The organism is Cytobacillus depressus (genome assembly GCF_008923245.1).
In the GTDB taxonomy this organism is placed as follows: Bacteria; Bacillota; Bacilli; order Bacillales; family Cytobacillaceae; genus Cytobacillus; species Cytobacillus depressus.
Map to the genome: position 1 here is coordinate 129,600 of NZ_WBOS01000003.1, position 12,610 is coordinate 142,209.

The 12,610-nt window shown below is 35.9% G+C and carries 13 protein-coding genes; 11 read left to right on the plus strand and 2 right to left on the minus strand.

The features are described 5' to 3' along the window. Positions 1–540: 540 nt before the first annotated feature. From F7731_RS09480 to F7731_RS09515, 8 genes are all read left to right on the plus strand, one after another. The gene (locus F7731_RS09480; RefSeq protein WP_151534542.1) at positions 541–1,401 is read left to right on the plus strand and encodes an alpha/beta fold hydrolase; all 861 of its coding nucleotides are present in this window, start codon (positions 541–543) and stop codon (positions 1,399–1,401) included. Positions 1,402–3,097: 1,696 nt separating this feature from the next. Then, positions 3,098–3,541, plus strand: coding sequence for a hypothetical protein (locus tag F7731_RS09485; protein WP_151534543.1), 444 nt, complete (start codon positions 3,098–3,100; stop codon positions 3,539–3,541). Between the two features lie 274 nt (positions 3,542–3,815). Continuing rightward, a complete protein-coding gene (locus tag F7731_RS09490) occupies positions 3,816–4,313 on the plus strand; it encodes an NUDIX hydrolase (RefSeq protein ID WP_151534544.1) in 498 nt (165 codons plus the stop codon). A 3-nt stretch (positions 4,314–4,316) separates the two neighbouring features. After that, positions 4,317–4,943, plus strand: coding sequence for a hypothetical protein (locus tag F7731_RS09495; protein WP_151534545.1), 627 nt, complete (start codon positions 4,317–4,319; stop codon positions 4,941–4,943). A gap of 254 nt (positions 4,944–5,197) precedes the next feature. Further along, positions 5,198–5,902 (plus strand): hypothetical protein, encoded by a 705-nt coding sequence (locus F7731_RS09500; protein WP_151534546.1) that lies wholly within the window; start codon positions 5,198–5,200, stop codon positions 5,900–5,902. 14 nt (positions 5,903–5,916) lie between these two features. Continuing rightward, the gene (locus F7731_RS09505) at positions 5,917–6,204 is read left to right on the plus strand and encodes a hypothetical protein (RefSeq protein WP_151534547.1); all 288 of its coding nucleotides are present in this window, start codon (positions 5,917–5,919) and stop codon (positions 6,202–6,204) included. Positions 6,205–6,552: 348 nt separating this feature from the next. Beyond that, positions 6,553–7,062: a DinB family protein gene (locus F7731_RS09510; protein WP_009708953.1), complete on the plus strand. Its 510-nt coding sequence runs from the start codon at positions 6,553–6,555 to the stop codon at positions 7,060–7,062. Positions 7,063–7,463: 401 nt separating this feature from the next. After that, positions 7,464–7,925: a hypothetical protein gene (locus F7731_RS09515; RefSeq protein ID WP_151534548.1), complete on the plus strand. Its 462-nt coding sequence runs from the start codon at positions 7,464–7,466 to the stop codon at positions 7,923–7,925. A gap of 298 nt (positions 7,926–8,223) precedes the next feature. Here the strand turns inward: F7731_RS09515 and F7731_RS09520 are convergent, their stop codons facing one another. Both F7731_RS09520 and F7731_RS09525 read right to left on the minus strand, forming a co-directional pair. Further along, positions 8,224–9,213, minus strand: coding sequence for a CobW family GTP-binding protein (locus F7731_RS09520; RefSeq protein ID WP_151534549.1), 990 nt, complete (start codon positions 9,211–9,213; stop codon positions 8,224–8,226). A 12-nt stretch (positions 9,214–9,225) separates the two neighbouring features. Next, positions 9,226–9,618: a (2Fe-2S) ferredoxin domain-containing protein gene (locus F7731_RS09525; protein ID WP_151534550.1), complete on the minus strand. Its 393-nt coding sequence runs from the start codon at positions 9,616–9,618 to the stop codon at positions 9,226–9,228. 304 nt (positions 9,619–9,922) lie between these two features. Here F7731_RS09525 and dcd point away from each other — a divergent pair, with 304 nt between their 5' ends. The 3 genes from dcd (at position 9,923) to F7731_RS09540 (ending at position 12,562) form a co-directional block, all read left to right on the plus strand. Then, a complete protein-coding gene (dcd, locus tag F7731_RS09530; protein WP_151534793.1) occupies positions 9,923–10,498 on the plus strand; it encodes a dCTP deaminase in 576 nt (191 codons plus the stop codon). A 71-nt stretch (positions 10,499–10,569) separates the two neighbouring features. Beyond that, complete coding sequence (folE2, locus tag F7731_RS09535) at positions 10,570–11,496, plus strand: GTP cyclohydrolase FolE2 (RefSeq protein ID WP_151534551.1); 927 nt, start codon at positions 10,570–10,572, stop codon at positions 11,494–11,496. 31 nt (positions 11,497–11,527) lie between these two features. Then, a complete protein-coding gene (locus tag F7731_RS09540) occupies positions 11,528–12,562 on the plus strand; it encodes a CobW family GTP-binding protein (protein WP_151534552.1) in 1,035 nt (344 codons plus the stop codon). Positions 12,563–12,610 lie beyond the last annotated feature (48 nt).

Sequence of the window (12,610 nt, forward strand, 5' to 3'; positions counted from 1 at the left end):
GCTTTATTTCAGACTAACACATTCTGAATCTTTAAAACAAAATTAGACTATTGTAATAAAGTTGCACCGTTTTGAAAAATATTTAAATGTTTTTAAATAAAAAAGATGAACTGTTTTTTTAGGTCTAGAATGATAATTGTTAAAGTCCGATCAAAAATCCTGTTATATGCAGGATTTTTTCTTATACAGCAAAACCAGCTAATAGAAGCTAATTAATTATTCCATTAAAGGGCCAAATAATGGAACAAGAGGTCATAATATCTCCCATTTTTTATACAGCCTTCAGATGCACTTGAGAGTGCGGAATCGTTGATTTAACGAAGTTCTATAATATCCTGAATACGATTAATACAAAAAAATGCTAATATCTTGTGTGCCAAGGGATTCGCGTTTTTCGTACATCCTAAAATGTGCAATTATTGTCAACTAGCTTTGTATGGAATATATAAAGAGGAATACTCTTTAACTGATGCGAATCTATTGTAAGGTAAGTAATAATAAATTCAATCTAACCTTGTATACAGAGGAGTGAAACTATATATGTCAAATATTTCAAAAAGTACATACCAAATAGACACATTCACTCAATCAACACTCACATCACAAGATGGTACAGTCATTAGTTATCAAAGTATCGGTCAAGGACCCAGTCTTATTCTAATCCATGGTGCATTAAATGATTCGAGGGACCTTAGCAAGCTTGCCCAAGAATTATCGGATTCATTTACAGTCCACATCATTGATCGAAGAGGACGAGGGATGAGTGGACCTCAGGGAAGTGAGTATTCTATTAACAAAGAATGCGAAGATATTCAAGCGCTACAAAAAGTAACAGGTGCAATTTATGTATTTGGACACAGCTATGGTGGACTCGTAGCTTTAGAAACTGCACGTACGTTTCAATCATTTACCAAAATAGCTCTCTATGAACCTGGAGTTTCTAAAAGTTCGTTATCAACAGATTGGGACTGGATATTACAATATGAAAAGGCCATGAACCAAAAAGATTTTAGAGAAGCATTTACTAGTTTTGTAAGGGGTGCAGGCCATAGTCCTTTAACAAGAATGCCAAACTGGTACGCAAAACTTATCTTACGTATGGTAATACGTGGAGATCATTGGATTAAAATAAAAGAATTATTACCATCAAACTTATGTGAGCATAGGGAAGTAAAACGCTTAGAAGGCACTTACACCAATTATCAAATCATTAATGCAAATTTATTATTAGTTTCTGGAGAAAAAAGTCCAGAAACAGTGCACCATATGATTCGAATATTAAGTCGAACAATTCCGAAAACACAAACATTAATACTTCCAAAATTACATCATCTTTCTCCTTGTAATGAACATAATCCAATTGAAGTTGCAAGACACATAAAGCAATATTTTCTTAGTTAAGATCTATATAATATTTAGAAAATTCAACATATTAAAATCACTTTTTTAACTACCGATAACCCTTGATTAGAAAATGGTGAATTTAATATGTACCCGTAATGATACTAATTATTATAAATTTAGATCTTCCACAATCGGGCGCTTTTATGAAATAAGGAAAGCCTCTTTCTTTATGAAAAGAGCCAGAGCCGCAGAATAACACTTAACGGCAAAATTGGATACTTATGTTAAAATGAATGAAGAATTGGTAGAGTAACATATATATATAATATTTGAAATATATTTTCTAAATTCAGGAGATGTTTTACATGGAAAGTTTGACAAGATCCCTAATTTTTGGGTTAATCGCTGGAGCCATTTTATTTATTACCAAATCTTTTAATCTAAACCTACTAATGGTAATTTTAATTATTTTTATATGTACGTACATTGCAGATTTGATTTTTCTAAAAATAAAAAGAAAAATTAATTCATAGTTTATTCTTACATTAGCAAGTAAGGAAAAAGGTTGGCGCCGTTGAGTCAAAACATCTTAATTATCATCATTCTTATTCAACTAAAGGGGCTTTACTTTAATAAAGTCTTTGAAACAAGGAATAGCGCTTATTTTCATTATAGGGCCATTTAATGGAATAAGACTTTAAACAAAACAGAATATTTATGTGAGATTGTGAAGAAATGTACTTAAACTAAATGGCAGATTAATAAATCAACGCCTTAGAAAATTCGAAAATTATAATGGAGGTTATTAGCTTTGCAAAAATGCGAGAAATGCAATGCACATTTTAGTTGGAGTAAAATCTATGAATCATTCTGGCTAGGTTATAAACCTATTAAATGTAACCGATACAACACATAAGATAACAATACCAAGCAGGTTAATTTTTGTCTCTTTTACTATTCTTCCAATGCTCACCTTCGGTTATTTTCTGTCTCCTTTTAACAATGGTCTTGTGACACTTGGCATAGCTATTTTTATTTTAATAATTGGTTCTTTATTGGCACCTTTTCTTGTCACTTATAAAGAATCTTTGTGAACTAATGTACTTAAGCTAACGGGGGCTTTACTTCAATAACAATATTCCACAATCGGGCGCGATTGCGGTACAAAGGTTTTCAGGAATCGGGCAATTTTGTTTAACAAGGCATATTGCATAAGTGAAAGAAACTTCCAACTAAGGGGGTGTTTGATATAGGTATCTTTTTTCAAGATGAAAAAGGGAAAATTACAAAGTCGATGATAATAGTTAGAGTTGTAATCGCAATATTGACGGCAATAATATTTATTTTTGGTATTATCAACGGTTTTGATTTCGCCTTAATAAAATGGGCCTTCATACTGGCTGGGATCAGTTCCGTATTTTCCGGTATTTCTAAATATCTCCATAAGGATTTCAGCAAAATATATCTTACCGAATTCGGATTTGCCCTATTCTGGTTTGCGTTAGCATTTACATTTAGTACATTGTGAATTGAAAATGTTGTGCCAGAAAAGGGCGCTTTAATTGAATAAGATTAAGAGGTATCCATCTCAAACGAGATGGTATTTTTTATTTAAATATTTTGAATGAGACACAATGTAACTGTGTTCCATTAGCTTCTGTAATAAGAACATAAATCAACATGTATTTTGGAAATATTTTGAAACAAAAATTACTATTCAAACGTAAATTAATTAAGAAAGGAGGAATGTGTCGTGAAGAATTCGAACTTGGCATTCTATTTTTGGAAAATACTTTGGTTATTAGGATTAATCGTATTAGGAAATGTATGTTTGAATTTTAGAAATCAAGTTGAACAAACTTCGAGGGAAACATTTGATATGATTCCTTTTGTGTGGGTTGAATCATTGATCCCGTTTATATTCGGTCTCTATATTTCTCTGCTTTTCGTGAAAAAATGGACCTTTAATATCAATCCATCTTTATTATGGTGTGTATCTATTCCTTGTATAATATTTTCCTTTGGCTTGCCATTATCGGTTTCATTTTCAGTCCTTAAAGTGTTTCCAGAAGAATTAGCAATTTCCATCAATTTTTGGCTATTGAACATTTCCTCATTGGGTGTATTGGGAATTGTCGCAGGGTTAACATTGATTCTAAGTTTTTTTAATACTCACTCAAACAATGAGATGCAATAATTTATTCTTAAATAGAAGTATGATTTAATAGTGGACTTAAAACCGACTCGGATTTTACACAAGTTAAACCCATGCTTGTTATTCCACAATCGGGCGCTTTTCTGAAATAAGGAAAGCGTCTTTCTTCATGAAAAGGGCCATTTAATGGAATAAGACTTTAAACAAAACTGAATATGTGAAGAAATGCACTTAAACTATATGGCAGATAAGGTGAAGAAGGTATTTGAATTATTAAAAGAGAAATATATAAACTTGGAGCATTAGGAGGGGGAAAATGGGATATATATCTGAGATAAGAAAGCTAATTGGTACTAGACCAATTATTAGTGTCGGAGCAACCATACTTGTGGTTAATGAGAAAAAGGAAATTCTTTTTCAACATCGTTCAGATACATTAGACTGGGGTTTACCAGGCGGCTCAATGGAACTTGGTGAAACATTAGAAGAAGTTGCTTTTCGTGAACTGAAAGAGGAAACTGGGCTAATATCGAATCAGTTTGAGTTATTAGGTGTTTTCTCAGGTCCACGTTTTTATTTCCGTTATCCAAATGGGGATGAAACATACAGTGTAATTAACCTTTATCGTGCCATAAATGTAAGCGGGAAATTAGAAATGAATGATGGGGAGAGTATAGATCTAAAGTATTTTAGTAAAGATAACCTTCCAGAAAATATTGAAAAAAGAGCAAAAGAAATATTAGAAAGCTTGGGAGATAGATTTTGGGAATTAGATAGCTCATTTGTAGATATGACTTTTAGGTGCAAGTGTTAAAGAATGAGGTCCCGTGACAGCTCAATTTCTTTTTGTGCTAACGGGCAGAATAGTTCAACAAGGTTAATGGTTATTAAAGGTGAAAAGAAGAGGGAGGAAAAATGTATGAAAACAAGAGTAATTTTAGGGATAGTGTTGACTCTGACGCTAATAGGATGTTCCAACACTACCAAGATTGCATCGGAACCTCCAGCCACTTCAACAAGTCTAGATCAACAAGAACCAGATATGCCATACACCAAGGATGACGCAATCGCGGCATTCAAGAAGGACAAGGATTATAGCAACTATGAAATATCCGATTATGTATTGGTGGAAGATGATAAACTACCACTGTTAAAGGCGGTCATTTCCTTTCATGACCATGAAGCGAACACAGATTCCAATCTTGCTTTTGTTTACGGTGATACGATTCTACGAGTAGGTTTTGCAACGAATGAAGTAGATGGTGTAAAAACTTACGAAATTGCGGATAATAGTCAATTAACTTATGTCGGGGATGGTGCCGTAACAACATCAATTCGTAAAATAGAAACAAATGAAGTAATAGACTATAAAATTACCTTCTCATATGATGAGTCAACATCAACAACGAATTTTAAGGTTGTAGCGGAGAAACCAACAAAATGAGTGGAATGAACTTAAACTAACGGGTGCGTTAGTTGAACAAGACTTGTATGTATGATCTTCAACAATCGGGCGCTTTTCTGAAATAAGGAAAGCGTCTTTCTTCATGAAAAGGGCCATATTGTTTAAGAAGAGTATCGAAAACTGCTATTAATTCTTTGGATCCTATTTACTATTTTCAAAAAGTTTAAAGGTATTTGTATATGCTTTCTAGAAAGGAGTTTATTGAAAAATGATAAATGTAGGAGGGAATGGTAATGAATAAACATATCAGAACAAAAATTTCAATGTTTTTGGTGTTTGTTTTAGTATTTTCATATTCAACATCGTCACTTGCTATTTCGAACGAGAATCCTATACAGGATTTTGAAAAAATGAGTTTAGAGGATTTCGGTAGTTTTGAAGATATTCCACAAGAACTGTTGGATCCTGATTATTATGCAGAAGATGAAATTATGTATATACCTGAAGAATACTTAAATCCATATCATCCTGATGCGATTGATACAACGTTTATGTATGGAAATACAGGAAATGGTGAATTTCAAACTTTTGCTTTTGCAATTCCCGCTGCTGCAGGTGTTTATTTCATCCCGGGTATTGGTCAGATTGCAATAACAGCTACTGGTGTCCTTATTATTGGGGGGGCTACTATTGTAGCTGGGTCTTGGCTTTATAATAAAGTTGCTGCATATTTTGCTGAGAAGGCATATGAAAAAGCTAAGAAAGATGGGGCGAAAACAGCGAATCATTCAACTCAATCAACCTCTACAAAATCATCTTTACCTACAACAGGCAAAGCCTTGTCTTCAAAGGATTTGAAGGATAGTAAAGGGGTAAAGCAAAGAAGATATTATGACAAGAATGGGAAAGCAGATGTAGATATAGATTATCGACATGCTGGAAATTTTAAATTTCCACACAGACATACTTGGACCAATGGCGTGAGGAGCGGACATTAAAGAGGGGTGTTTTTATGGATAATCAAAGGAAATTTGATGATGTTCCAATGGGTGAAGGCATTAGTTATGAGCACTTTTTATTTTATTTGGAACAAGGTAGGGAAATTGAATTTGTTTATAAAGGGAAAGAGTATTTTATTTCTCGTTCTTTAGAAGGAAGGTCTGTATGGGATGGACAAACAAAGGTAGGTGAGTGTTTTGGTGAGTTCCATCAGGATATAGTAAATACCACAAAAATAGATGGGGTTACTTTAGCGGACCTTATTAAACAAAATAAGATTAAAATTACTACTGTTTTTTAAGGGGAAAGAGGACATTGGATTATAATTTAAGTTTAGGGAATGTATTTCAACAATCGGGCGCTTTTCTGAAATAAGGAAAGCGTCTTTCTTCATGAAAAGGGCCATTATATTGAATAACTTATTGTGGAAATTATGGAAATTCGATATGATTATTATTAAGTTAAAGGGCAGTTTAGCGTGGCCACCGACCAACTAAGTGGGTGCTTACTCTCAATTATTGGAAGGGAAGTTTTATCCTTTCGCGAATTCATTATACATGCCGAAATTACGAAATTCGCAAAAAAATCGCGGTAGAGCATTGGAAAGAGCATTTTAATTTTCTATAACTCCATAGAGAGGTGATTACGCATGAATCAAAGACCGTCAGAAGAAGAATATGCCGGGGACTTCGGAGAGTATATCCGGTTGGTGCCGGAAGGCAACATCATCGACATTCTGCTCGCCCAGGAAAAGCAAATGACCGAGCTGCTGGCATCGTTGACCGAAAGCCATGGCGCGTATCGGTATGCGGAAGGAAAATGGACGCTGAAAGAAGTCGTGGGCCACATCGCAGACGGAGAACGCGTCATGACCTACCGCCTGCTCCGGTTCGCAAGAGGGGACCAGACGCCTCTGTCCGGTTTCGACCAGGAATTGTTCATGCCTCCTTTCGGAAGCTGGACAACCGCGCAATTGGCCGAAGACTACCGGGCCGTACGGCAATCGACGATCACACTGCTGCGCGGGTTACCGGTGGAGGCGTGGTCCCGCAAAGGCACAGCCAACAACGCAAGCATTACGGCGCGCGCCCTCGCGTACGGCATCGCAGGACACGAGATTCATCACATGGGGGTCATCCGAAATCGGTATTTGAGTTAGTTGTCCGGAAGATCGGGACGGAAGCTGCGCGGAAAACGTGGCTTCCGTTCTTTCTTTATGGCAGCCTTCCCTCCCCGTTCATAGACTGATATGAAGAGAGGACAAGACGGGTTGAAAAAAGCAGCAGCGATTGGTTGCAGACTGGATTTTGTCTAAAAATGAAAAGCAAATAATAATCTCAAACAAGAAAAAATGCCTCTTCGTTAAGCTAACGAAGAACGAGAGCTCAATACATCATACGAATGACAAACAAGGAATGCTGGTTATTCCGCAAAAGGGCGCTTTTCTGAAATAAGGAAAGCGTCTTTCTTCATGAAAAGGGCCATATTGTTGAAGGGGTATTTTAGATAATGTGGAACCTTATAATGTAAATATCACCAAATACCAAATAAGAGGGCTATATGAAACGTCTGCTCTTTATTATCACGCTTTTACTGTTAGTCGTTGGCTGTAATACTCACAACAATTCTCAACAAGCATCACCACCTTCTTTGTATGAACAAACAAACATGGCGGAAATACAAGAAGGAGACTTTAAGTTAGTAGTGAAGTCAAACAAAAGTGTTTATGAGAAGGATGAAGAGATAAAAGTTATTGCATACATTGAATATACAGGGGAACAAGGTAATGTAGAAATTGTTTATGGAGATCCACTTATTTCTTTATCAAATAGCGATTCGCATAGTTTTAATGAACCCCGAAATACACTAACACTTAGCCAAGAAAAGAAGAGTTCATCTGAAACTGTTAGAACATTTAAGTTAGATTCAGGAGAACATAAAATATATGCTTTAGCAGATTTTTCAGTAGATAATAAAGAATATAATATTTCGTTAGATTCATTAGAAGTTGAGGTTAAATAACACTAACAATCTTCAGCAATCGGGCGCTTTAGTTGAGTAAGGATCATAAAAGTTATCAAACTTTTTTATTAAAGGATGATTCAATTGAATTTAGAAAAAGCGTGTTTTGATCTTTTCAAAACATGCTTTTTCTATTTGCTTTATATCAAGGTTTATTAAATTAAATTAAATTAATCAAACTTTGTTCCATGGTTACACTAAGGTATTTCCTAGTGCCTTTTTTCCTTTAAGGACTCTTGAGATTCCTTTATTTTTATAACAGAATCCAAGGAACCCTCCTGTGTTATAGTGAGCTTTTTTAATTAGCGATACAATTTTTAAATTGCTGCTCTAATTCTTCTTTGTTTAAATCTTTACCAATAAAGACTAATTCACTTTTTCTTGTTTCATTTTCTTTCCATTTACGGTCTACTCGTCCTGCAAAAAGCATATGAAGTCCCTGGAAAACGAGCCTTTCATGTATCCCTTGGATATTCAGAATCCCTTTATAGCGTAATAAGTCTGCTCCCTTTACTTGAACTAGTTCACTCATCCATTGATTGACCTTTTCTAGATCCAGGGGCCTTTCCTCTAGAAAAGCAATAGATGAAACCTTATCATCATGATCATGATGGTGATGGTCGTCTAAGAAGTGAGGATCTACTTCAAGCTTGTGGTTTACATCAAACGTGTGTATCCCTAAAATATGTTCCATCTCGATATTGCAGTTTTCGGCATAAAATCTTTTTGCTGTTGGATTCATTTGCCTAATTCTTCGATCCAGCTCACTCAGGGTTTCTTTTGATACCAAATCCGTTTTATTTAAAATGATGACATCGGCAAAGGCAATTTGCTCTTGTGCTTCATCATGATGATTCAAATGCAATGCAATATGCTTACTATCGACAACGGTTACAATACTGTCCACTTCAAATTTTTCGGACAGTAACTCATCCATAAAAAAGGTTTGGGCAACTGGAGCTGGATCTGCTAAACCAGTTGTTTCAATAAACACTCGGTTGAACGTCTTTTTGCCTTGTTCCATAGAAAAAACAAGTGTTCGCAAGATCCGAATTAAGTCCCCGCGTACAGTACAGCAAATACAGCCATTGTTCATTTCTAAAATTTCTTCATCTGCCCCCACTACTAGCTGATTGTCTATACCAACTTCTCCGTATTCGTTGACAATAATGGCTACTTTTTGGTTATGCTCTTCCGTTAGAATACGGTTTAAAAGTGTTGTTTTCCCTGCGCCTAAATAGCCTGTCAGAATGGTGACAGGGATTTTTGGGGATTGTAATACAGTCATTTTTTTCTCCTTTTAAAGTATTTTTGAAACTTTGCTTACTTTTACTTTGTCTTTCTGTACACCGGTGACAACTCCGTCCACACGTACAAATCCGGCACCATTGTATGAATGGCTTACTTTTTCTTCAAAATCCTCACCGTTAAGAAGGGAATCAATGAAGACAGGGGCATCCTCCGGTTTTAAATCTTTATACCAAGTACCGGTCGGATAGGAGATGATAACGCACTTATCCTGACATCTTCCGTTACAACGAGTACGCGTTGTATGGATGACATCGTCTGCCTCTCTACTAGAAATTTCTTTCCGAATGGCTTGTGTTAATTCTTCTGCTCCAACCTGGCTGCAGCTGCTACCATTACAAATGAGAACATGATGGGCCGTCCGACTTAAATCCCATGTAGCCATACTGAATCATCCTTTCCTATTTTTGTTTTATAAAACGTAATGATTACGATTTGCGTGGTGTTATTCTAACCTATGTTTCACCGGGATGCAACATTAATTGGTTAAACATGGTTAAATTATTAGTGTGATAGGAACAAATAAATGGAAAAATAAAGAAATAGGGGGTGTTTTAAATATTTTCGCAAAATGAACTTGCTCATTGGATGAAATAGTGATAAATTAGCAAATATTAAAATATAAATCGGAATGATTACGATTTATTTCCAGATGTATATAATTGAATAAAAGTGGGAGGTATTAGATGGTGATTCTTTCGGATAAGACCATCTTGAAGAAGTTAGAAGAACAAGAGTTAGTGATTCAGCCATTATCCAAGTCACAGGTGCAGCCTGCCTCTGTTGATTTAAGGCTGGCCAATCATTTTTTAACAGTTGATGAAAATACTGTTCCGCTTATTACAATTGATCAACCCGCAGATTATAAAGAATTTTATAAGGATCGCATCATTATACCTCCTCAATCCTTTATATTAGGAACCACCCTTGAGTGTATCAGCCTGCCTAATAATATGACAGCTTTTGTAGAAGGGCGAAGTTCCATTGGAAGGTTAGGCCTGTTTATTCAAAATGCAGGCTGGGTGGATCCAGGATTTGAAGGGCATATCACTTTAGAACTTTATAATGCCAACCGTGTTCCAATTGAGCTAAAGGAAGGGAGAAGAATCTGTCAGCTCGTTCTTGTAACTTTGGATCAAGAAACAACTCCCTATATTGGAAAATACCGTTGCCAAAACAAAGCCACTGAAAGCAGAGTCTATTTAGATAATGAGGTAGAGGAAGTATATATGATGCAGAAACAGAAGTTTAAAGAATTTGATTAACTTATTACATAATAGAGGGATTAGTTTTTGTAGAAATTATTTTTTCTTTACTAAATTTTGAAGGAGTTAATATGAAGAATTTGAATCTTCCCCCAAAGAATGAACGATTAAAGCTATTTGGTTCCATAAAACCTGGAATAAAAACGAAGCCGAGCGATAAAGATACTATGCCAGATTTACAAAATGTGAAAAGCAACTTTTTGTTTAGGCTAAATTCCGTCGGGATTACAAACGTCAAAGCGCCTGTAACGGTTATCTCAACGATAGAGCCGAAAACACAAACTTCCATTGCTACTTTTACATTAACGTCTTCTATTCCTCATGATGTAAAGGGAACAAACATGAGTCGCTTTACTGAGCAATTAGAGCTGTATCGCAGAAAAGGATTTACTTTAACTTTTTCACAGCTATCTGATTTTGTGAAAGAATTATCAGAACGTTTGGGTCAAAAAGATGCAAGACTGGAAGTAAGCTTTCCTTGGTTTTATGAGCAGCAAGCCCCTAAGTCTTTTTTGACAGGATTGAACTATGCTGATGCAAGCATTGTAATATCGTATCAGCATGGACAAATAGTAGAAAAAACGGTCGAATTAACCTGTACTGTAACCACCTTATGCCCTTGTTCCAAGGAAATTAGTGAGTATAGTGCTCATAATCAACGGGGTTATATAAAAATGAAGGCATGGCTAAATGATCTTTATGATGAATCTTATGATTGGAAAGCTGTCCTTTTACATGTAGCGCAATCAAACGCCAGTGCTATCATTCACCCTATTTTAAAACGCTCTGATGAAAAAATAGTGACGGAAACAGCGTATGAAAATCCTCGCTTTGTTGAGGATATGATCCGTCTTGTTGCTTCAGATCTATATGAAGTTTCCTTTATTAAATCTTTTAAAGTCGAATGTCGGAATGAAGAATCTATTCATCTTCATGATGCCTATGCCTCTGTAACATTTGATAAAACGAATACTGATTGGGAGGACGAGCGAGACTAGTATTACTTCATGGAATGAAGGTGGATAAACAATGAGTATGATTCCTGTATATATCCTTTCAGGATTTTTAGGCAGTGGTAAAACCACATTGCTGTCGCGGATGCTGCAATATTTTAAACAAAAGGATAAGAAAGCCGCTGTTATTATGAACGAGATAGGGGATGTCAATATGGATGGTCTTCTCCTAGAAAATGACGTACCGGTGGTGGAAATGCTTAATGGGTGTATCTGTTGTACTATTCGGAAGGATTTATGTTTGACCTTGTCTAATATCTACCACGAAGTTCAACCGGATCTCATTATTATTGAAGCAACTGGGGTCGCCAATCCACTTGAGCTTATTGAAGGCATCGCCAGTGCTTCTTTAGATGTAAATATTGAGCTGAGACTTGTCACAACAGTTGTTGCAGCACCCCATTTTCTTTTAGTAACACATCGTGCAAGAGGGAAAACGAGGCGCCTCATGGAAGAACAAATTCGTTGCGCCGACTTGCTTCTGTTAAATCAAACGGACCAACTCGTAGGTGATTATATAGAAGAAGTAAAGGATAAGCTTGTGACGTTAAATCAGCATGCAAAGATGATTGAAACAGTACGTTGTGAGATAGATATGGACCTCATGTTTCAACCTGTCCCAGGTGATTTAGAACCTTTCGACGACATGGAAAAACAGCAAGAGTCCTTAATTGAAAATATGAACCAGCATGTACATCATCATACGCATCAGCATGTCATGACCTATACCCATCGATTCGACGGAGGCGTTGATCGTCAGGGATTCGAGGAACTATTTCGCCGAATACCTAATGAAGTGTATCGCGCTAAGGGGATTGTTAAATTTACAGGGGACGATAAGTTTTATTTGTTTCAATATGCCTTTAGAGAAATGGAAATGGTAAAAATTAATCCGCAGCATCCAGTAGTACCAGTAGCTGTATTCATCGGTGAGCATTTTGATAGAATTCAGGTTCAGGAATCTATTCAGAATCTAACGGGTACTTTACTTCAAAATAATATTAAACAATCGGGCGCAATTCTTGAAGAGGAATTGTGCTTTTTTCAGTAATAGGCCATTTTGCGGAACAAGAAATAAATTTATATTAAAGGGAGATTA

What these genes read in the sequence shown, in the direction of transcription:
- F7731_RS09480 (WP_151534542.1), top strand. Translation starts at nt 541, where the DNA reads ATGTCAAATATTTCAAAAAGTACATACCAAATAGACACATTCACTCAA.
- F7731_RS09490 (WP_151534544.1), top strand. Translation starts at nt 3,816, where the DNA reads ATGGGATATATATCTGAGATAAGAAAGCTAATTGGTACTAGACCAATT.
- F7731_RS09495 (WP_151534545.1), top strand. Translation starts at nt 4,317, where the DNA reads ATGAGGTCCCGTGACAGCTCAATTTCTTTTTGTGCTAACGGGCAGAAT.
- F7731_RS09500 (WP_151534546.1), top strand. Translation starts at nt 5,198, where the DNA reads ATGAATAAACATATCAGAACAAAAATTTCAATGTTTTTGGTGTTTGTT.
- F7731_RS09505 (WP_151534547.1), top strand. Translation starts at nt 5,917, where the DNA reads ATGGATAATCAAAGGAAATTTGATGATGTTCCAATGGGTGAAGGCATT.
- F7731_RS09510 (WP_009708953.1), top strand. Translation starts at nt 6,553, where the DNA reads ATGAATCAAAGACCGTCAGAAGAAGAATATGCCGGGGACTTCGGAGAG.
- F7731_RS09515 (WP_151534548.1), top strand. Translation starts at nt 7,464, where the DNA reads ATGAAACGTCTGCTCTTTATTATCACGCTTTTACTGTTAGTCGTTGGC.
- F7731_RS09520 (WP_151534549.1), bottom strand. Translation starts at nt 9,213, where the DNA reads ATGACTGTATTACAATCCCCAAAAATCCCTGTCACCATTCTGACAGGC.
- F7731_RS09525 (WP_151534550.1), bottom strand. Translation starts at nt 9,618, where the DNA reads ATGGCTACATGGGATTTAAGTCGGACGGCCCATCATGTTCTCATTTGT.
- folE2 (WP_151534551.1), top strand. Translation starts at nt 10,570, where the DNA reads ATGAAGAATTTGAATCTTCCCCCAAAGAATGAACGATTAAAGCTATTT.
- F7731_RS09540 (WP_151534552.1), top strand. Translation starts at nt 11,528, where the DNA reads ATGAGTATGATTCCTGTATATATCCTTTCAGGATTTTTAGGCAGTGGT.